Below are 17,816 nucleotides of genomic sequence, written 5' to 3' on the forward strand. Positions count from 1 at the left end.
GTTTTGATGAGACGTGTCATCCTCATTCTTCTCATTCTCATGCAAGCGATGTTCTTCATAAATTATATCGTCAACAACGGTGTCATCTTCTTCAGCATCTATATCTGGGCACTGCTTAGTATAATCTCATTCATTTCATCCTGGCGCGCTGTCGTTGCCGAACCAAACCTATATGAGAACAGAAGCATACATCTTTCGTTGTCTCTCACACTTCTCATAATGTCCTTGATGTCACTGATATTCGTTGCGCTTATTGCAGCGACGAGGCCGTATTTCCTATAGAATATAAAAGCTGCCCTTTCAAGGGCAGCTTATTTTCTTTCTTTGAATGCTTTAATCTGCTGGTTCAATTTAACCTTTCCTTTTTGAAACAGTGGAACGCCCACTTCAGCCAATGTATAGAGTGGTCTATTGATCACATAGTCGAATTCGCCGACTTTCTCACTTACCTCCGTACCCCATACTTTCTTGAACTGCCATAAGCCGAAATGCCCTGAGTCTTGAGGCGGATCGACACTGACGCCACCAAAATCATAGGTCAGCGCTCCTACATCACGCGCGTACTTCATCATCTCATACTGCATATGATGATTTGGCAGATATTCCCTGTACAAGTCAGAGGAGGCCCCGTAGAGGTAGTACGCTTTATGTCCCGAATGTGCTAAAAGCGCACCGGATAAAATAATGCCTTCTGGATGATCATGGGCCATTTCTTCAATTTCCTGTTTCTGCTTCTCCAGTTTCTCCGCTCTGTTGGCAAGGTCTTTAAGTTGATTTTCCTTTTTGTTGCTGTCTTTCCTCTTCTGGGCTTTCTCCAGTTCTTTGGCTACCTTGCTGATATCAGAGTCAAGCGACGCGGATACGTCTTTTGGCACAAGTTTAACAAGGAACAATTCCATATGGCCGTTCTCATGCAAGTTATCATATAAGGACTCGAAATAAGTGATATCCCGGGTCAAGAAGCCATCTCTTTTCCCTGTGACTTTCATCAGTTCCACAAAAATCGGCAGATCCTCTCTCGTAGCTTTATATACCTTCGTCCCTTTTCTTATTGCGTTGCGCACTCTCGTCCGGTTATTCCTTTCGAAACTTCCAAGCAGATCTTCATCCGACTTATCGATTCGTGTCACCATTGTCTGCCTCGGCTGGATGTTATCTTTACTCATGCCGTCCTTTAACCCACGATGCCTGAATCCAATCTGCTTGAGGAATTCTATGGTCCCTCCATGTGTCTCAAGTGGTATATCGGGATCGATTTTCAGTACATAGGCCTTCTCTTCTTTGGCGATTTTCAATGCTTCTTCAAGCATGAATTCCACGAGTCCCTCATCATCATAATCACAGACGAACCCTCTTGAGGCATAGCACAACGTCTGCTTCAGTTTTGGCAGCCTTTTGAACATCAGTACCGCAGCGCCTACGGTCTGATCACCATCGCTGACCGCAAACCTTCTGGAGTACCATCCTGTCAGCCGCTTTGACTGTGCCCAGTCAGTCAGTTGAAGTAAATCGCCATTCGGGTGGTGTTCTATAAATTGATTGTGTTCTTCTTCGGTCAGATTGATTAGTTTAAGCATAATAATCTCCATTCGATTAAAATCTGATATAATAATTGCAAGAAAGGTGGTCCTTTATAAATGAGACAAGTCATTTTAATCCTACTTATCGTTCTCAACGCAATCAGCATGTTCCAATTGAATCAATATGGACATGGTGACCTCATCGCGCTAATGAGCATGAGGATAATACTTGGCGTTGTCACTGTTATGCTGAGCATTGCCTATATCCTTGTACGCGGTTCGAAGTCCCTTGTCATCCTGAGTGTGGTCACGGCGCTTTTAGCCTTGGGCCATCTGCTCATGATTCTTTATATAAATCTATAGTCCGCTCCCCTGTAGTGGGCTGAGGTGCCCTCCATTTCTATCTGTAGAGTAATTGAAGGTGCCCCGGTCTCCTTGAGGGAGACTGTAGTCCGAGAATCCAACTGGCCCTCCCACACGCCAACCACATCATAGAACGCTTCCCATCTCTTCAAATCCACTACATTGTTATGGATGACGATTTCCGGGGAGATGATTTCTTTTCCCATCGCCTCTATACGTGATAGCCGTATGTCGTCACTCTCTTCCCATTCTATAAAGAATGGAAATGTTTCAACATCATCCTTTATATAAAGTAATTTCCAACGGATGGTTTCACCTGCGGTCTCCCGTTCCATATCAACCGGACCTGATACGTTGAATCCTTTGGCACGGTATCGTTCTGCAAGCTGTTCAATTTTGTCGGTGTTTATCGCATACCTGATAAACCCTTCCTTGTAGCCTTTGTCCACAATGGTCCTGGCAAAGGACTCTGTTCCGTCCTCAAGATGGGTATTGAACTGCTTTTCATCGCTTATCGTCAAATACTCTATATATCTCAAATCAAAGTAAGACAGTGCATTTTCAGTACCGAAGGCAGGGTGCTCCCCACCTGAATGGATGGGCAGTACTCCTTCGGATTTTACAGCATCCAAATCATCTACATAGTGTATGATATGATCAAATTTAATCATCTTCTTCACCTCACTTCAACTATATCATAATACCATGGCATCAGATCGAATGAGCAAAAAAACAGTCCACTGAATATGGGTGGACTGTTTTTTGACCTTATGCCTCTATTACATTCGAAGTCTGATTTTTGGATGCCAAAGTCTTTTTTTCTTTCGCCCGATCGTCTTTTGTGACGATGCGCTGCTTAGTTTCCCAATCAAAGAAATGACCCTTGTTCATATCAAAAGCAAATTTGACGACATCACCCGGTGCCAGATTGTTCCGCGCATCTACACGAGAAATGAATTCCTGGCCTTCTAACTCTGAGTAGAGCATGATTTCTGATCCGAGCAGTTCACTCACCTTCACCTCCGCCTCGAAAGCAGTCGATAGACCGGATTCCACAAACACGGTCTCTTCCCTTACATCTTCGGGACGGATGCCGAATTTAATCGGTTGATTGTCGTATCCACCGTTAATGAGCATGCGGCGTTTCGCTTCAGGGATTTCTATTGTGGTATCTCCGATCATAAGCACGCCATCCCTCATCTCCGCATCAAATACATTCATTGCCGGAGAGCCGATGAATTGTGCCACGAAGACGTTCTCAGGGTAATCATATACTTCTTTCGGGGAGCCCACCTGCATGATGTCCCCTTCATTGAGGATGACGATTCTAGAGGCCATAGTAAGCGCTTCGGTCTGATCATGCGTCACATAGACGGTCGTAGTTTTGAGTCGTTTATGTAGCTTGATGATTTCAGCGCGCATCTGCACCCTCAGTTTTGCATCAAGGTTGGATAAAGGCTCATCCATCAGAAACACACTGGCTTCCCTGACAATCGCACGGCCAAGCGCCACACGTTGACGTTGGCCACCCGACAGTGCTTTTGGCTTACGGTCAAGATAATCTGTCAATCCCAGAATTGCCGCTGCTTCTTCCACACGCTTTTTAATTTCCGCCTTCGGGGTCTTGCGCAATTTGAGGCCGAACGCCATATTGTCGTAGACGCTCATGTGGGGATATAAGGCATAGTTCTGGAAGACCATCGCAATATCCCTGTTCTTTGGCTCGACATCATTCATTCGTTTATCGTCGATGTACAAATCTCCTCCTGAAATCTCCTCCAACCCTGCAATCATGCGCAACGTCGTCGACTTGCCGCATCCTGAAGGGCCGACCAGAACGATAAATTCCTCATCGTGTATATCCAGGTTGAAGTCATGGACGACTGTCGGGCCTTTGTCATATGTCTTTTGTATATTGCTGAGTTTTAGTTCTGCCATATTCCCACTCCTTTAAGCCCACCACATGTCAGTCGGCTTCTCTTTTATAATGACATTCTGCAGGTTCCTGACAGCAGTACGGAACCCTTCTTCTATAGACATCAACCCATCTTCGTGCTCAATGGAGACGACGTAGTCATAGTCATACATTCTGAGGGCACTCATCATATCAGCCCATTCATCCATACTGTGGCCGAGTCCGACACTCCTGAATGTCCAACTCCTATCTTTGATGCTACTGTATGGGTTCATGTCCAGGTAGCCGTACATATTAAGGTTGTCCTGATCGATATAGGTATCTTTCGCATGGAAATGATGAATGGCACTCCTACGACCCAGAATTTTAATGGCGGCTACTGGGTCGATGCCTTGCCACCACATATGACTCGGGTCAAGGTTCGCTCCGATATATTCATTCGTCGCGCGCCTCAGTTCAAGCATGGTGTGGGGGGAGTGCACCAGGAAACCACCGTGAAGCTCAAGCCCGATTTTGACACCCTTTGACTTTGCCAACTCCGCGATATCCTGCCAATAAGGAATCAATCTGTTTTCCCATTGCCACTTCTTTATTGCAGAGTATTCCTCCGGCCACGGCGTCACCGGCCAATTGACTGTCGTATCTGTTTCATTGCCTGCAGGCGTTCCGCTGAAAGTGTTCACGACAGGCACATCCATGAGTTCTGCAAGTTGTATGCTCTTTCTCAGATTCTCATCAGATTGCTTACGGAATGCTTCATCCGGCGATATTGGATTGCCATGGCAACTGAATGCGCTGATGATGATATTGCGCGAAGCGAACTTCTCCATATACTCGGCTCGCAACTCTTCAGATTCGAGCAATGCATCAACATCGCAATGTGCATTTCCCGGATAGCCGCCTGTTCCTATTTCAACCGCTTCAAGTCCTGATGCTTCGATGTACTCCAACATTTCCTCAAGCTCCATGTTCTGGAACAGAGGATTGAATACTCCTAGTTTCATCCGTTAGCCTCCTAAAGTCTGATACTGCGCTGTTCTTTCGAGCTCAAGTATATTGCTTCGATGATTTTCGATACTTCTTTCGCCTCTTCTGAAGCCACTGTCAAGGGGGTCCCGTATTTGACAGCCGAAATGAAATCTTCAGCTTGAAGCCGGCTGAATGTTTCGTCGACTTTGATATAATCAATCCTCATAGTCGTCATAAGGTCTTCATCAGCCTGGTTGACTTGCATGTTGAATACATCAAGCCCCGCTTTTGTGCCAGAGATGCTTATATGATTCTCATCTTCAGGAATATTCGCTGCCCAACTTGTTTCAAAGAGCATAGTGGCACCGTTGTTGAAGCGGATGAATGCACTGACGTGGTCCTCCACTTCGAAAGTATCCCGATTGAAGTGCCCCCATTCATTGACAGTGTTTGTACGACTCAGATGGTTATAGGTGGTACTCGACACTTCCACTGGCTTGACATCCCCCATAAGATACATGGCCATATCAAGCAGATGGCATCCATAGTCGATCAGAGCACCTCCACCCTGCAGATCATAATTGGTGAACACACCCCATCCCGGGACTTTCCGCCGTCTTAATCCGCGCACACGTACCACCAATGGATCCCCGATCATTCCACGTTCAATTACTTTCTTGGATGCAATGGCTTCTTTCATATAGCGGTAATGGTAAGCAATGTGAAGCCTTACACCATTGCGTTTTTCCGCTTCAATCATGGCATTGCATTCCTCGGTCGTCATGGCCATCGGTTTTTCGCACAGTACATGTTTTCCGTTATCCATCGCGTCTATACTAAGCTCGGCATGGAATTTATTCGGGGTGCAAATGACTATGGCATCAACGTGTGGATACATATCTTCAATTTCGGCGAAGACACCGGGGATCCCCAGTTCTTCTGCTACCTTCTCTGCCCGTTTTATATCCACATCATGAACAGCGGCAATCTCCACTTCATCAAATGTTCTGAAGGTTGGTATATGGCGCCCTGTAGCTATCCCACCTACCCCGATGAAACCCAATCTGATTTTAGTCATGTTCAGCACCTATTCCTCCATCATAATCTTTTTGGTCCGGTCCGATTCAAAAGCCGCCAAAATGATTTCTACGGATTTCTTTGCATCATCAGCAGTCACTGGCACCCGCTCATCCATTACAAGTGCTTCGATGAATGCATCCATCACAAATGATTTCTTTGCTTGCCCTTCCTCATCATTCGTCTGGATGCCTCCGTAGTTTTCCTGTACAACTGTGCCGTCTCGTCCTGTGAATACAAAAGAATGTTTCTCGTCGCCAAGGAGATGCAGCACTCCTTTTTCACCATATATCGTCGTGGAGTTATCCTCCAATCCATAAAAGGACCAGCTTGCCTGAAGTGTGCCGACGGCATTGGACGCTGTCCGCAGGATACATACTGCATTATCATCGACATCCGAGAAACTTTTCGCTTCCTTGGAGATCAATCCACCTACCTCAACGATTTCTTCGTCTAAAATGTAGCGGATCAGATCTGCCTTGTGCACCCCAAGGTCCCCCATTGCGCCCATACCCGCTTCGTCCTCCTTGAAGAACCAACTTTCCTTTCCATCTACGCTCCACTCTTCGGGTCCCGGATGACCGAACGTCGTACGAAAGGCATAGACCTTTCCGAGTTTTCCTGTGGCTACATAATCACGTGCCACCTGATGCTCTTTTATCAACCGCTGATTATGGCCGATCATCAATTGTCTGCCTGACTCTTTTTCTGCTGCAATCATACGGTCCATCTCTTCAGTAGATAGCCCCATAGGTTTTTCGCATAGAACGTGCTTACCCGCTTTCAGGGCAGCAATGGAAATTTCGGCATGTAGGTGATTAGGCACCGTGACACTTACAGCATCGACGGAATCATCTTCTAAAAGGTCCTGATACTTTTCGTAGGATTTTCCTCCATATATCTTCTGTTGTGCCTCCGCACGCGAGACTACACGGTCGCAAAAGGCTGTCAGCTTTACATTATCGTTCTCTTCATATTCAGCGATATGCCGCTTTACACCGATACTGCCGCAACCGATAATGCCAACATTAATCATGTTCATTCTCCTTTATCTCTTCCAGTGGTTCGGAATTTCCGTAATGATGTTTCCTGCCATGTCCGCTTCCTGCCCAAACGACACCATTTTTGATGACTGTCTGAACGTTTTCGTTATAGTACGTCGGATGTGTTTCATGACCTGGGCGGAAATAGAATATTTTGCCGTTCCCTCTTTTGAACGTGCATGCGCTTCTGAAGACTTCTCCGCCTTCGAACCAACTGAGCATTATCAACTCCTCGGGGGTTGGAATATCGAAGTGCTCACCGTACATCTCTTCTGCTGGCAGTTCGAAATACTCTCCCAGACCTTCCACAATCGGATGGGTTGGATCTACCACCCAAAGACGCTCCTTTTCCCCAGCTTCACGCCACTTCAAATCGCACGAGGTCCCCATCAAAAGCTTGAATGGTTTTGAGAAATGAGCAGAGTGCAGCACCACCAGACCCATGCCGTCCCAGACGCGCTGGCGTACTTTATCAGCCACTTCATCGGACACTTCGTCATGGGCTTTGTGCCCCCACCATATAAGGACATCAGTGTTGTCCAGCACTTCATCAGTCAATCCGTTTTCAGGCTCGTCCAGTGTAGCCGTCTTCACTTCGTGGTCTCCCAGAAAACTGGCTATCTGATTATGGATGCCTTCCGGGTAGACACGCTCTACAACTTCCGACTCTCTTTCATGACGGTATTCATTCCAAACTGTTACCTTCATCCTTTATCCTCCTCCTTTTTCGTCGATTGGCGTTCTATGATACGTGTCGGTACAGTAATATTGCGTTTTAGTCTGTTGTCATCCTTTATCAGCATGATTACTTCGTTACTTGCCTCTTTCCCCAATTCCTTGGGATATATGTCCACGACTGTCTGGGGAGGTGCTGCAAACTTGGTTAGAGGTGATTCACTGAAAGTGGCTGTCGCCACATCCTCTGGTATCCGAATCTGCATTTGATACAGCCGGGAGATGATCCGTGCATTCAATACCCCATCGAGTGTAAGAAGTGCTTGCGGTGGTGTGTGGTCAAAGAGATCAACCAGCATCCTTTCAATAGAAGACTCATCCTTGTCGCATTGCACGACTTTGCATTTACTGCTTAGCCCGTTAGCTGCCATCGCCTGTTCAAAACCGGCTATCCTATCTTGGGAAACAGCGAAAACCTCATTATCGACCACCATGACGATATCTTCATAACCTTCATCAATCAACAACTCCGTCATCTCTTTTGCAGCCTGTACATTATCATTATCGACATGGATGGCATCACCGCTGTTCATTACATCTTTTCCGATGACTACGAACGGGAAGTTGATAGTCATCAAATAATCCATGATGGCGTCCCGCTCTTTCGAGTACAGTAGGATGAAGCCATCTACCTGCCTGGAGTTCACCAGTTCCCTCACTTCCTCAAGCAGTCTCATATCGTTGTCTTCAACCGTCGTAAGTGTGGAAAACCCCTTGTCTCGGCATGTATCAGACACACCTAGGCTCACTTCCGAATAGAATGGGTTCAAATTCACTTCGTAGACTCCACTCTTTAGTATAAGACCGATTGTATTCGATTGATTGGTCACCAGATTACGCGCCGCGATATTTGGAGTATAGCCAATCTCCTCCATTATCTTTCTAACCCTTTTCTTCGTTTCCCGACTTATACCTTTATGGTCTTTGATCACTCTCGATACCGTAGACGGTGATACTCCGGCGATCTTTGCCACATCTTTTATTGTAGCCATTTAGTGCTGTCCTCCTGCTCTATTTCACTGCCCCATCTGAAACGCCTTTGATGATATGCTTTTGGGCAATAAAGTATCCGATGATTACTGGGATGATTGAAATCGTCAGACCAGCCAATGCTAGCGTCCACTGTTTAGTATATTGACCAAAGAATAAAAATAATTTAAGCGGTATGGTCTCATCACCTTTTCCTAATACAAGACTCGGAAGGAGGAAATCATTCCAGATCCAAATTACATTCAGTATAGCTACCGTCACGCCAATTGGACGTAGCAACGGAAAAATGACATGCCAAAATGTTTGCCATTTAGTGGCCCCATCAATCTTTGCGGCTTCGTCCAATGATAAAGGAATGTTTTTGAGCGCTCCGTGATAAAGGAATAGCGAGAGCCCTGAACCAAAGCCGATATACATGATGATCAATCCCCATTTATTTAAACTCTGGAGATCACTGAAGACCTTAACAAGTGGAATCATCACGGATTGAAATGGGATGAGCATAGAGGCGACAAACAGGAAGAAGATGATGCCGCTCACTTTACTTTTATTTCTTGATAATGCATATGCGGCCATCGCAGAGAAGAAAACAATGCAGACAATGCTCAGTGACGTAATGAGAAAGGAATTGAAGAAAGTCCTTAAGAAATCAAGCTCCTGGAACGCTTCCACAAAATTTGAGAATACCGGTTCTTTTGGGGGCGCCAATACATTTCCGAACATCTCCCTTTTAGTTTTGAACGCATTCACCAACATGATATAGAAAGGGGAGAGCCAAAGAAGCGCGAGTAGAATGCCTATGATTTCAAGAGTGATACGACCTTTAGACTTATTCTTCTTCATTACATCTCCACCTCTTTCTTCTTATTGTAATAAACTTGTGTCAGACTCAGAATGGCTACAATTATAAAGAATATGACTGCTTTTGCCTGGGCGAGGCCCATCGTATTCATCGCGAATGCAGTGTCTACAATATCCATGGCTATCATTTTCGTGGAACCACCCGGCCCTCCTCCTGTGAGGGACAAGTTCTGATCATATATTTTGAACGCTCCTGAGAGTGTCAAAAACATGCTCACTGTAAACGCTGGCGCTACAAGGGGCATTACGACATTCTTAAGCTTCTGGAAATAACTTGCCCCATCCATATCCGCTGCTTCAAGCAGTTCATCGGGGAGGCTCTGCAGATATGCGATATAGATAATCATGATGTAGCCCGCCATCTGCCATACATGAAGGATCACCAGGCCCCAAAAGCCGGTAGCAGGGGTTGCAAGCCAACCCTGCAGCATTTCAACCCCCATCGCGTCACCCAGAGCATTAAATATATTCGTAAATATGAACTGCCATATGAAGCCCAGAATCAATCCTCCAATAAGATTTGGCATGAAAAAGATGGTTCTGAGGAAGTTTTTGGACTTTATGTAGCTTGTTACTATAAGTGCCAATGAGAAGCCAACGATATTTATAATGATTACCGTAACGATGGCGTATTTAAAGGTGAACCATAGAGCGCTCAAGAATGTGGGGTCCGAGAGTAGACTTTTATAGTTCTCAAATCCTGTGAAGATCGGTATCTGTGCCATATCCCCGGACCATTCTGTGAGGGAGTAGTAGATGCCCCAGACGAATGGTATGACGACAACAATGAGGAGGGCTGCTAAAACCGGCGCGATAAACACCCAGTACATGATATTTCTAGTCTTCATATATACACCTCTTTTAAGAAATGATGGAGCAATATGATCGCTCCATCATTTAAATACTATCTATTCTCTTCCCAATACTTCTGAGAATTCTCCATGGCTTCTTCCCAAGTAATTTCATCTGATATATACTGCTGTACATTATTACCGTAGACATCTTCTGAAAATCCTGTCGGATATCCGAGGAATACCCAACCACTGGTGTTGCCCTCTTCAGAGTATCGATAGATCTCCTCCGAGAGAGGGTCAGAGATCTGACTTGTGTCATAGCCTTCATACGCCGGGATGAAATTAAACTCATTCAACACTATATCCATACCAGCTTCTGAAGTATACATCCAGTCTAGAAATTCAACAGCGGCTTTTTGGACTTCATCTTCAGCTCCTGAATTTACTACCCAGTACTGGGGAACGCCTACTGGCATTTTGGATTCTCCGTCTACAGGAATAGGAATAATTCCAGAATTCTCAGCAACTTCAGGTGCAATCTGCTCGATAGATGGATAGGCCCAGTTGCCTTGCTGGATCATCGCCACTTTTTCCATTGAATAGAGTGCTTCTACTTGTTGTGAATAATCCAGGCTCAAAACCGGTTGTTCTGAATAATTGACCTGCATATCAATATAATTCTTCAATTCTTCTGATAGTTCGAATTCCACTGTATCTGCTTCGAAAGCTTCAGTGACACTGTCATTGAACTCAGGTGCCAGGAAAGAACTGCTGGAATGGTTCCCGTAGACCCATCTTTCTTTACCAGGGAACGCAAAGACTGCTTCCAGTCCCAATTCTTCCTTCATGCCATCAAGCTCCTCCACTGCGCCCTGAAGATCTTCCATAGTCTTCAATTCATCTGGATTGATGCCCGCTTCTTCAAGGATTGCTTTGTTGTAGATCAATCCGTAACCTTCCAGATTATACGGGAGACCATATACTTGATCATCTACCGTCACAGCATCGAGTGTGCCTTCGAGTGCAGTATCGGCCGCTTTTGAATCTTCTATTGGTGCAATGCGATCTTTATGGTCTTCATAGTCCTGAGGACCGCCTATATTGAATATATCCGGCTCATTCCCAGAGGCGATTTTAGACTTCAATGTTGCGCCGTAGTCATTTCCACCACCGACGGTCTCGACATTGATCTTGACATTTGGATTTTCTTCTACGTACTGTGCCACCATTTCTTCAAATTGTTCCTTGAATTCTACTTTGAACTGATAGAGGTCGATTGTGACTTCGCCGCCTTCCTCACTGTCCTGCTCGTTGCCGCTACTTGCCGTCCCACCGGCATCGCCACTATTTCCACAGGCACCTAAGACCAGAACCGTAGCCACCAGAAATATGTAGCCCCATTTGAATTTCCTCATTCAGCTTCCCCCTTCATATGTAAGCGTTAACAAACGCTCTTATATCAATATTAATTTTTCTGATAATAATTGTCAATGCTCATTTTGCAAACGATTGCATTAAATTGATACGCTCATAGAAAGTTTTTATGGAGGTGCGAAGAAATTTCTATGCAAACGATTGTCGCAAAAAAATACACCAGCAAATGCCGGTGTATTTAGCGGTGGTATTTTATGACTTCGCGCGCAAAATCATTCATGTCCCCCGCGTATCCGAAAGTCCCTTTTAGGACCGGATAGATGTTTTTGATTCCCATTTCACCCAGTGAAGATACAATGAACGTCACCACGTTTAATTTACGCATTTTGAATACCGCGCTGAATAATGACGTAAGGTGAGTGATGTAGTCTGCTGGACTCTTCTTATCAGTGTCTTCCGCTTTTGCGCGGTTGATGTGATCGACTGCTCTTGGTATTTCGCGGCCAATGACATCGGCATCAGCCTTACTGACTTGATAATGGTCTTCGGTCATCTCTTCAATCGACTTATATGACCGGTTCAATATGATGTCTTTGAAGCTTGGCGAAAGGAGCTTCTTCGCCAATGTATTCATCTTGCGGGTCAGGAACTTCTCCAGATACCCTGCACTTTTAGCCCTCTTATCAAAAAGTGCATCCTTCTCCTCGAATACGGATGATATCGTCTGTTCCAGTTCATGGATGCCGACATCGTCCTTAACACTGACAAATTGGTAATGAAGCGGCTGGTCGAGATGCTTCTTGAAGGTGACATGCAGCTCAGTATCCTTGTCGTTCATCAGTGTTTTTTGCAGTCGCTCGCCGCTTACATCAATCAAGGTGTCGCTTTTATTGTAGACGAAGGTGATGCGTACTCCTTTTTTCGCCAAGTACCGGATCACCGCTTCATCCGCTTCTCTTATCTTGGAGGAAAAGACATACAGTACATGTTTTATCCCTGTTTTTGAAATCAGTTTTTTGTACTGTTTTGGGGAATACTCTGTAGTACCGACGCCCGGGAAGTCCAATATCTCACCTTTATCCCCAAAGGGATAGGCACTTACCTCACGTGTGGCATCAGTCTGTGTCGAGACGGCTGAATCCATTCCTGTCAGACGATTGACGAGTGCGCTTTTTCCGGCATCAACCTGGCCAATTATCGCAATACGATAATCTAAAGTGCTTTTGATATATTCATGATAGGACTCCAGCAAAGGATGTTCTTTCTCCATGCCTATTCACCTCCTAAACGCCATCTTCATTTCTTGATCCCATGTATAGGCTGATGATGAATCCGATAAATGCTGTTATGACCGTTACAATCCATGCGCCAATAGTGTCAGGCAGCCCTGGATATATTGCGAATACAGAGCCCGTCACAAGCCCCAAAATCATTGCATAAGTCAAGTAGGTATAATGTCTGAGCATATATTGTATGATTCTGCTTGCTGCAAGCAGCCCCAATACGATGCCGATGCCCACAGCGATGACGACCGGCAGTATGCTGAAGTTCAGATCCAGAAGTTCACTGATTGAGAATATGACGACCGAATAAGAGCCGAGTATCAATAGTACCAATGATCCCGATATCCCCGGCAACAACATGGTGGTGGACGCGAGCAGACCACTTGCGAACATCTTCAACAGCAAGGGACCAGTGATGACAATTTCCGTAACAGGTGCGCCTTCTCCCCTGGCCATACCCGTTATGAACAACACCGCGACCGCAGCTAGGAAGATGAGGTAATGAGCCGTACGGAATTCAACCTTATAGTTTGAAATCCTCAGCAGCATCGGCACCACACCCAATACTAAACCGATGAAAAACCAGTGGGTAGGTACGGTATGCGCCTTCAACAAATAATCAATCAATGAAGACAGCGTTACAATGGCTATACCCATGCCGACCACAAGCGGAACCAGAAACAAGATTGCTTTTTTATAGTCCTTTGATACTATCCTTGAGATGGCTCCTAAAAACTGGTCATATATGCCGAGGAGCAAGGCCATGGTGCCGCTGCTGACACCGGGTATGAGTTCACATGTACCCATCAGAAACCCTTTAAATATATTTATCCATCTTATCATTTCATTATCCCTCTACTTTTCATTTTGACATACTGATTGTAGCATAAATGGGATTACGGCCGCCTGATGATTTGATAAACAAATTTTATACTGATATAACTATTTTAACACTGAAACAGTTAGGAGCTAGTTCAATGAGAGATTTAGGCATCTATTTTGGCACTTTCGCCCCTTGTCACGTTGGTCACTTCGAACAGGTCATACGTGCAAAACGTGAAAACCGGCATGCATTCGTAATCGTCAGTGGATATGAAGGGGACCGGGGTCAAGAACACGAAATGACGCTCGACAATCGTGTTAAGGCAATGCGGCAACTGCTTACCCCGGATGACAATGTAACCATCCTTAAACTTGATGAAACAGATATACCAAGATACCCCCATGGATGGCGCTCTTGGTTGGATCGGTTATCCGATATCATCAGTCAGGAAGAAGCCACCCTTCCATTTAAAGTCGATAGCTTAACCTTTTATGCGGGTGAACAGGAGTATCTCGAACCGTTGAAGTCATTTTTTGAAGCTGAACGCCCAAACTCAGCCATCCATATCACCATGGTAGACCGTAAAATATTAGGCATCAGCGGTACCAGTATACGCGAAGAGCCTATTTTGAATTGGGATTATGTAACACGGCCTTTCAGAAAGTTCTTTGTTCAGAATGTGTTGATACTTGGTGCACCGGGGACGGGCAAAACCTCGCTCGTCCAAGATCTGGCGCGCAGATACTCCACCAGTCATTCGACGGAATATGCTAAAAGTTACCTGATGGAACAGCGCCTTCATAAGGATGAACTCGATGTTAAAGATTTTCATTCAATCGGCATTGGTCAATTTGAAAACAACAAACAGCGTATCCATTCGACAGGGACAAGAAAAGTATTTTTTGCTGACACCGATGTAATGTACACTAAAGTGAACATGAAGATACGTGCCGACGGCGAGGAATTCAATCGTCTGAAGTCGGTGTTCGACTATTATATCCATCTCCAGCACTGGTCGCTGATCTTGCTGCTCCCGCCAGAAGACCCTCATGATGCGACTAAGCATCGCATACACTCAATGCTGTGGGATGAAATCAACAAAAACGAGCTCTCTTCAATCACCCATGTTTTGGATGGAGATTCCTACCGCGATAGATACCAAAAAGCACATTCCCTCGTCGACGGGCTACTACAGGATGGTAAAGATAATTGAAACGACATTATTTTTTAGTGATGAAGGGCATTTGAAATAACGAATATCTTCATAATTTATGTAAAATACTGAAAAATTTGATACTATAGATTTACTATATGCCATGGAGGCTGATAATGCATGGAGCCTAAACTGCTTCTTACACCTGGACCTACACCTATTCCACCTGAAGTGTCACAAGCCATGTCGCAAGGAATGATCGGACACCGCTCTTCGGATTTTACAGAGCTGATGCAGCATGTACAATCCAATATTGGGGAGGTCTTCGGTTCCAAATATCCAGTCGCAGTGCTTACTTCCAGCGGAACCAGCGCACTTGAAACTGCCATGATCAACCTTGTCGGAAAAGATGAATCGATCATTATTATAGCCAGCGGTGCATTCGGTGATCGCTTCAAAAGTATCGCCAAAGCCCACCCATTCCACGTACATGTATATGAAGTGCCCTGGGGGGAGGGGGTCGACATTCAGGAATTTGAAGCTTTCCTAAACAGTAAGTCTGATATCAAAGCCGTCTTCAGCCAGGCATGTGAAACTTCAACTGCAGTTCTGCATCCAATCGGGAAAATTGGCAGGATAGTTAAAAACTATGATCCATCCACCCTCTTTATAGTGGATGGCGTGAGCGCTGTAGGTGGCACCCCTTTCAATCTCGAGGCGCAATCCATAGACTGCCTGGTGACCGGCAGTCAGAAAGCTTTGATGCTTCCGCCGGGCATCGCCTTTGTCACCATGAATGAAGCAGCGAGAGTACGGGCCTCACAAAACAGACTGCCAAGATTTTATCTGGATATCAACCAATACTTCTCTGCCTTGGAAAAGCACTCCACCCCCTTCACGCCGGCTGTATCTCTTATGCAGGGGCTGGACAAGGTGCTGTCCATCTATAAAGAAGAGGGGATGGATAAGATCTTTGCCCGCCATATGAAAATGAAGGACATGATCCGAGCCGGACTCACAGCCCTTGACCTCGAACTTCTGGTCGAAGAAGCATATGCCTCTCCAACTGTTACAGCATTTAAAGGAGAAGAAGCAGAATTATCCCATATAAAAGACACCCTTCAAAAAGAATATGGCATCTCCATAGCTGGTGGCCAGAAGCAATTAAAAGGGAAAATCCTTAGGATCGGCCATATGGGTTATATGTTCCCTAAAGATATGCTCACCGTCCTTGCAGCCCTTGAATCTATATTGACCCGATACCGCAATAAGAACTACTACGGCACAGCATTGACTGCCGCACAGGAGGCCTACCATGAATCAATTTAAAGTGCTTGTACTAGACCCGGTAAATGAAGAAGGTTTAAAAGAACTCGTCGATCATCCCAACTATGGAGTCGATGTCCATATTGGTCTTGCTGAAGAAGAAATTTTGAATATCGTACATGGTTACCAAGCCCTTATCGTCCGCAGCCAGACGCAGATTACTGAAACAATCATTCAATATGCACGCAACCTGAAGGTGATTGCCCGTGCCGGGGCTGGCGTTGATAACATTGATGTCGATGCCGCCACAAAATATGGGGTCATCGTCATCAACGCCCCTGATGGCAATACAATATCCGCGACAGAGCACACAATGGCCATGATGCTCGCGTTGACACGCCAGATTCCAGCTGCACACAAAGCGCTTTCTGAAGGCAAGTGGGACCGTAAGAAGTACAAGGGTACAGAAATGTACGGAAAAGTGCTTGGAATAATCGGCGTAGGCAAAATTGGCTTTGGCGTCGCTAAAAGGGCGCAGAGCTTTGGTATGCGGGTTATTGCATTCGACCCTTACCTTTCTGATGAGAAAGCACAAGAAGCGGAGATAGAAAAAATGGAAGTTGAAGAAATTGCTTCAAACGCCGATTTTTTGACTGTACATACTCCTCTTACTCCTCAAACAACAGGTATAGTTGGAGAATCCTTTTTTGCCCGTGCAAAACCCGGGCTTAAAATCGTAAATGTCGCGCGTGGAGGCATCATCGATGAAACTGCATTGCTGAGTGCCTTGGACGAAGGTAAAATCGAAGGCGCAGCCCTCGATGTCTTCGAAGAGGAACCCCCCTCTAATAAAAAGCTTCTTGGACATCCACGCATCGTAGTCACCCCACATCTGGGTGCTTCGACTGTAGAAGCCCAGGAAAAAGTCGCAACAAGCGTTTCCCGGGAAATCATTGATATTTTGGAGAACGATACAGTCATCCATGCCGTGAACGCACCGAGGATGGGGGACACCATCAATGATGAGCTTAAACCTTACATCAATATTGCCACCCATATGGGTGGTGTTGCCATTCAACTGATGAACCGCCCTCCATCAGAAGTGAAGCTGAAGTACCATGGGGAATTGGCTTTGGACGATACCAGCCTCTTAACGCGCTCATTTGTCGCGAACATGTTAAAACCCCATTTGGGGGAGACCGTCAACATCATCAATGCACTCTACCTCCTTCAAGAGCAAGACGTCACCTACAAGGTCGAGAAGAGGGGCAAGGCACATGGATACAGTAATTACCTTGAAGTAGAACTCCTTAATGGAGAAGAGTCGCTCACCCTTGGGGCCAGCGTACTCAATGGTTATGGTGAGCGCATCGTCAAAATAAACGATTTCCAAGTCGATATAAAACCCACTAATCATCTCCTATTCATAAACCATCTGGACCGTCCGGGGATCATCGGTGAAATGGGAATCACTTTAGGCAGATACAACGTGAATATCGCCTCAATGCAACTTGGCCGGACTGATGCCGGAGGGTCTGCACTCCTCTCCCTCTCACTTGACCAGAGTGTCAATCAAGAGGCTATGGATGAACTCGGGCAGATCGAAGGGTTCCATAACTTGAAACAAGTAGATTTGTCATAGCAAGAGAA

The 17,816-nt window shown here is 45.5% G+C and carries 18 protein-coding genes; 5 read left to right on the plus strand and 13 right to left on the minus strand.

The window, feature by feature from the left end:
* Nucleotides 1-6 precede the first annotated feature (6 nt).
* Entirely contained in the window at nucleotides 7-282 is a 276-nt protein-coding gene (locus ACZ5LF_RS10815; RefSeq protein ID WP_344701612.1) for a hypothetical protein, read from the plus strand.
* 29 nt (nucleotides 283-311) lie between these two features.
* Here ACZ5LF_RS10815 and ACZ5LF_RS10820 read toward each other — a convergent pair whose 3' ends face one another.
* Nucleotides 312-1,577, minus strand: coding sequence for a peptidoglycan bridge formation glycyltransferase FemA/FemB family protein (locus tag ACZ5LF_RS10820; RefSeq protein WP_380570144.1), 1,266 nt, complete (start codon nucleotides 1,575-1,577; stop codon nucleotides 312-314).
* Between the two features lie 60 nt (nucleotides 1,578-1,637).
* On the opposite strand from ACZ5LF_RS10820, the gene ACZ5LF_RS10825 reads away from it, so the two are divergent.
* Nucleotides 1,638-1,883, plus strand: coding sequence for a hypothetical protein (locus ACZ5LF_RS10825; protein WP_344701616.1), 246 nt, complete (start codon nucleotides 1,638-1,640; stop codon nucleotides 1,881-1,883).
* Here ACZ5LF_RS10825 and ACZ5LF_RS10830 read toward each other — a convergent pair.
* The 12 genes from ACZ5LF_RS10830 to ACZ5LF_RS10885 form a co-directional block, all read right to left on the minus strand.
* Nucleotides 1,868-2,554 (minus strand): VOC family protein, encoded by a 687-nt coding sequence (locus tag ACZ5LF_RS10830; protein ID WP_380570143.1) that lies wholly within the window; start codon nucleotides 2,552-2,554, stop codon nucleotides 1,868-1,870. The two genes, ACZ5LF_RS10825 and ACZ5LF_RS10830, sit on opposite strands and share 16 nt — an antisense overlap.
* 97 nt (nucleotides 2,555-2,651) lie before the next feature.
* The gene (locus tag ACZ5LF_RS10835) at nucleotides 2,652-3,821 is read right to left on the minus strand and encodes an ABC transporter ATP-binding protein (RefSeq protein WP_380570142.1); all 1,170 of its coding nucleotides are present in this window, start codon (nucleotides 3,819-3,821) and stop codon (nucleotides 2,652-2,654) included.
* Between the two features lie 12 nt (nucleotides 3,822-3,833).
* A complete protein-coding gene (locus ACZ5LF_RS10840) occupies nucleotides 3,834-4,802 on the minus strand; it encodes a sugar phosphate isomerase/epimerase family protein (RefSeq protein ID WP_380570141.1) in 969 nt (322 codons plus the stop codon).
* Nucleotides 4,803-4,813: 11 nt separating this feature from the next.
* Nucleotides 4,814-5,845: a Gfo/Idh/MocA family protein gene (locus ACZ5LF_RS10845; RefSeq protein ID WP_380570140.1), complete on the minus strand. Its 1,032-nt coding sequence runs from the start codon at nucleotides 5,843-5,845 to the stop codon at nucleotides 4,814-4,816.
* A 9-nt stretch (nucleotides 5,846-5,854) separates the two neighbouring features.
* Nucleotides 5,855-6,880, minus strand: coding sequence for a Gfo/Idh/MocA family protein (locus tag ACZ5LF_RS10850; RefSeq protein WP_380570139.1), 1,026 nt, complete (start codon nucleotides 6,878-6,880; stop codon nucleotides 5,855-5,857).
* Nucleotides 6,873-7,595 carry a ThuA domain-containing protein gene (locus tag ACZ5LF_RS10855; RefSeq protein WP_380570138.1) on the minus strand — a complete coding sequence of 241 codons (723 nt, stop codon included), beginning with the start codon at nucleotides 7,593-7,595 and terminating at the stop codon, nucleotides 6,873-6,875. The genes ACZ5LF_RS10850 and ACZ5LF_RS10855 overlap by 8 nt, the downstream gene beginning before the upstream one ends.
* Entirely contained in the window at nucleotides 7,592-8,614 is a 1,023-nt protein-coding gene (locus tag ACZ5LF_RS10860; protein ID WP_380570137.1) for a LacI family DNA-binding transcriptional regulator, read from the minus strand. Before ACZ5LF_RS10860 ends, ACZ5LF_RS10855 begins: the two co-directional genes overlap by 4 nt.
* 19 nt (nucleotides 8,615-8,633) lie before the next feature.
* Complete coding sequence (locus tag ACZ5LF_RS10865; protein ID WP_380570136.1) at nucleotides 8,634-9,455, minus strand: carbohydrate ABC transporter permease; 822 nt, start codon at nucleotides 9,453-9,455, stop codon at nucleotides 8,634-8,636.
* On the minus strand, nucleotides 9,455-10,321 hold the full coding sequence (locus ACZ5LF_RS10870) for a carbohydrate ABC transporter permease (RefSeq protein WP_380570135.1): 867 nt from the start codon (nucleotides 10,319-10,321) through the stop codon (nucleotides 9,455-9,457). Before ACZ5LF_RS10870 ends, ACZ5LF_RS10865 begins: the two co-directional genes overlap by 1 nt.
* A gap of 56 nt (nucleotides 10,322-10,377) precedes the next feature.
* A complete protein-coding gene (locus tag ACZ5LF_RS10875; protein ID WP_380570134.1) occupies nucleotides 10,378-11,682 on the minus strand; it encodes an ABC transporter substrate-binding protein in 1,305 nt (434 codons plus the stop codon).
* Between the two features lie 197 nt (nucleotides 11,683-11,879).
* The gene (locus ACZ5LF_RS10880) at nucleotides 11,880-12,911 is read right to left on the minus strand and encodes a GTPase domain-containing protein (protein WP_380570133.1); all 1,032 of its coding nucleotides are present in this window, start codon (nucleotides 12,909-12,911) and stop codon (nucleotides 11,880-11,882) included.
* 13 nt (nucleotides 12,912-12,924) lie between these two features.
* The gene (locus ACZ5LF_RS10885; RefSeq protein ID WP_380570132.1) at nucleotides 12,925-13,767 is read right to left on the minus strand and encodes a DUF368 domain-containing protein; all 843 of its coding nucleotides are present in this window, start codon (nucleotides 13,765-13,767) and stop codon (nucleotides 12,925-12,927) included.
* 134 nt (nucleotides 13,768-13,901) lie between these two features.
* Here ACZ5LF_RS10885 and ACZ5LF_RS10890 point away from each other — a divergent pair, with 134 nt between their 5' ends.
* The 3 genes from ACZ5LF_RS10890 (at nucleotide 13,902) to serA (ending at nucleotide 17,808) form a co-directional block, all read left to right on the plus strand.
* Nucleotides 13,902-14,960, plus strand: a complete 1,059-nt coding sequence (locus ACZ5LF_RS10890) for an AAA family ATPase (RefSeq protein ID WP_380570131.1) — start codon at nucleotides 13,902-13,904, stop codon at nucleotides 14,958-14,960.
* Nucleotides 14,961-15,080: 120 nt separating this feature from the next.
* On the plus strand, nucleotides 15,081-16,229 hold the full coding sequence (locus ACZ5LF_RS10895) for a pyridoxal-phosphate-dependent aminotransferase family protein (RefSeq protein WP_380570130.1): 1,149 nt from the start codon (nucleotides 15,081-15,083) through the stop codon (nucleotides 16,227-16,229).
* Nucleotides 16,216-17,808, plus strand: coding sequence for a phosphoglycerate dehydrogenase (serA, locus tag ACZ5LF_RS10900; RefSeq protein ID WP_380570129.1), 1,593 nt, complete (start codon nucleotides 16,216-16,218; stop codon nucleotides 17,806-17,808). Before ACZ5LF_RS10895 ends, serA begins: the two co-directional genes overlap by 14 nt.
* Nucleotides 17,809-17,816: the final 8 nt, after the last annotated feature.

The organism is Salinicoccus siamensis, assembly GCF_055391965.1.

Excerpts from the sequence above, each read along its gene's own strand:
- ACZ5LF_RS10815 (WP_344701612.1), top strand. The coding sequence starts at position 7 with ATGAGACGTGTCATCCTCATTCTTCTCATTCTCATGCAAGCGATGTTC.
- ACZ5LF_RS10820 (WP_380570144.1), bottom strand. The coding sequence starts at position 1,577 with ATGCTTAAACTAATCAATCTGACCGAAGAAGAACACAATCAATTTATA.
- ACZ5LF_RS10825 (WP_344701616.1), top strand. The coding sequence starts at position 1,638 with ATGAGACAAGTCATTTTAATCCTACTTATCGTTCTCAACGCAATCAGC.
- ACZ5LF_RS10830 (WP_380570143.1), bottom strand. The coding sequence starts at position 2,554 with ATGATTAAATTTGATCATATCATACACTATGTAGATGATTTGGATGCT.
- ACZ5LF_RS10835 (WP_380570142.1), bottom strand. The coding sequence starts at position 3,821 with ATGGCAGAACTAAAACTCAGCAATATACAAAAGACATATGACAAAGGC.
- ACZ5LF_RS10840 (WP_380570141.1), bottom strand. The coding sequence starts at position 4,802 with ATGAAACTAGGAGTATTCAATCCTCTGTTCCAGAACATGGAGCTTGAG.
- ACZ5LF_RS10845 (WP_380570140.1), bottom strand. The coding sequence starts at position 5,845 with ATGACTAAAATCAGATTGGGTTTCATCGGGGTAGGTGGGATAGCTACA.
- ACZ5LF_RS10850 (WP_380570139.1), bottom strand. The coding sequence starts at position 6,880 with ATGATTAATGTTGGCATTATCGGTTGCGGCAGTATCGGTGTAAAGCGG.
- ACZ5LF_RS10855 (WP_380570138.1), bottom strand. The coding sequence starts at position 7,595 with ATGAAGGTAACAGTTTGGAATGAATACCGTCATGAAAGAGAGTCGGAA.
- ACZ5LF_RS10860 (WP_380570137.1), bottom strand. The coding sequence starts at position 8,614 with ATGGCTACAATAAAAGATGTGGCAAAGATCGCCGGAGTATCACCGTCT.
- ACZ5LF_RS10865 (WP_380570136.1), bottom strand. The coding sequence starts at position 9,455 with ATGAAGAAGAATAAGTCTAAAGGTCGTATCACTCTTGAAATCATAGGC.
- ACZ5LF_RS10870 (WP_380570135.1), bottom strand. The coding sequence starts at position 10,321 with ATGAAGACTAGAAATATCATGTACTGGGTGTTTATCGCGCCGGTTTTA.
- ACZ5LF_RS10875 (WP_380570134.1), bottom strand. The coding sequence starts at position 11,682 with ATGAGGAAATTCAAATGGGGCTACATATTTCTGGTGGCTACGGTTCTG.
- ACZ5LF_RS10880 (WP_380570133.1), bottom strand. The coding sequence starts at position 12,911 with ATGGAGAAAGAACATCCTTTGCTGGAGTCCTATCATGAATATATCAAA.
- ACZ5LF_RS10885 (WP_380570132.1), bottom strand. The coding sequence starts at position 13,767 with ATGATAAGATGGATAAATATATTTAAAGGGTTTCTGATGGGTACATGT.
- ACZ5LF_RS10890 (WP_380570131.1), top strand. The coding sequence starts at position 13,902 with ATGAGAGATTTAGGCATCTATTTTGGCACTTTCGCCCCTTGTCACGTT.
- ACZ5LF_RS10895 (WP_380570130.1), top strand. The coding sequence starts at position 15,081 with ATGGAGCCTAAACTGCTTCTTACACCTGGACCTACACCTATTCCACCT.
- serA (WP_380570129.1), top strand. The coding sequence starts at position 16,216 with ATGAATCAATTTAAAGTGCTTGTACTAGACCCGGTAAATGAAGAAGGT.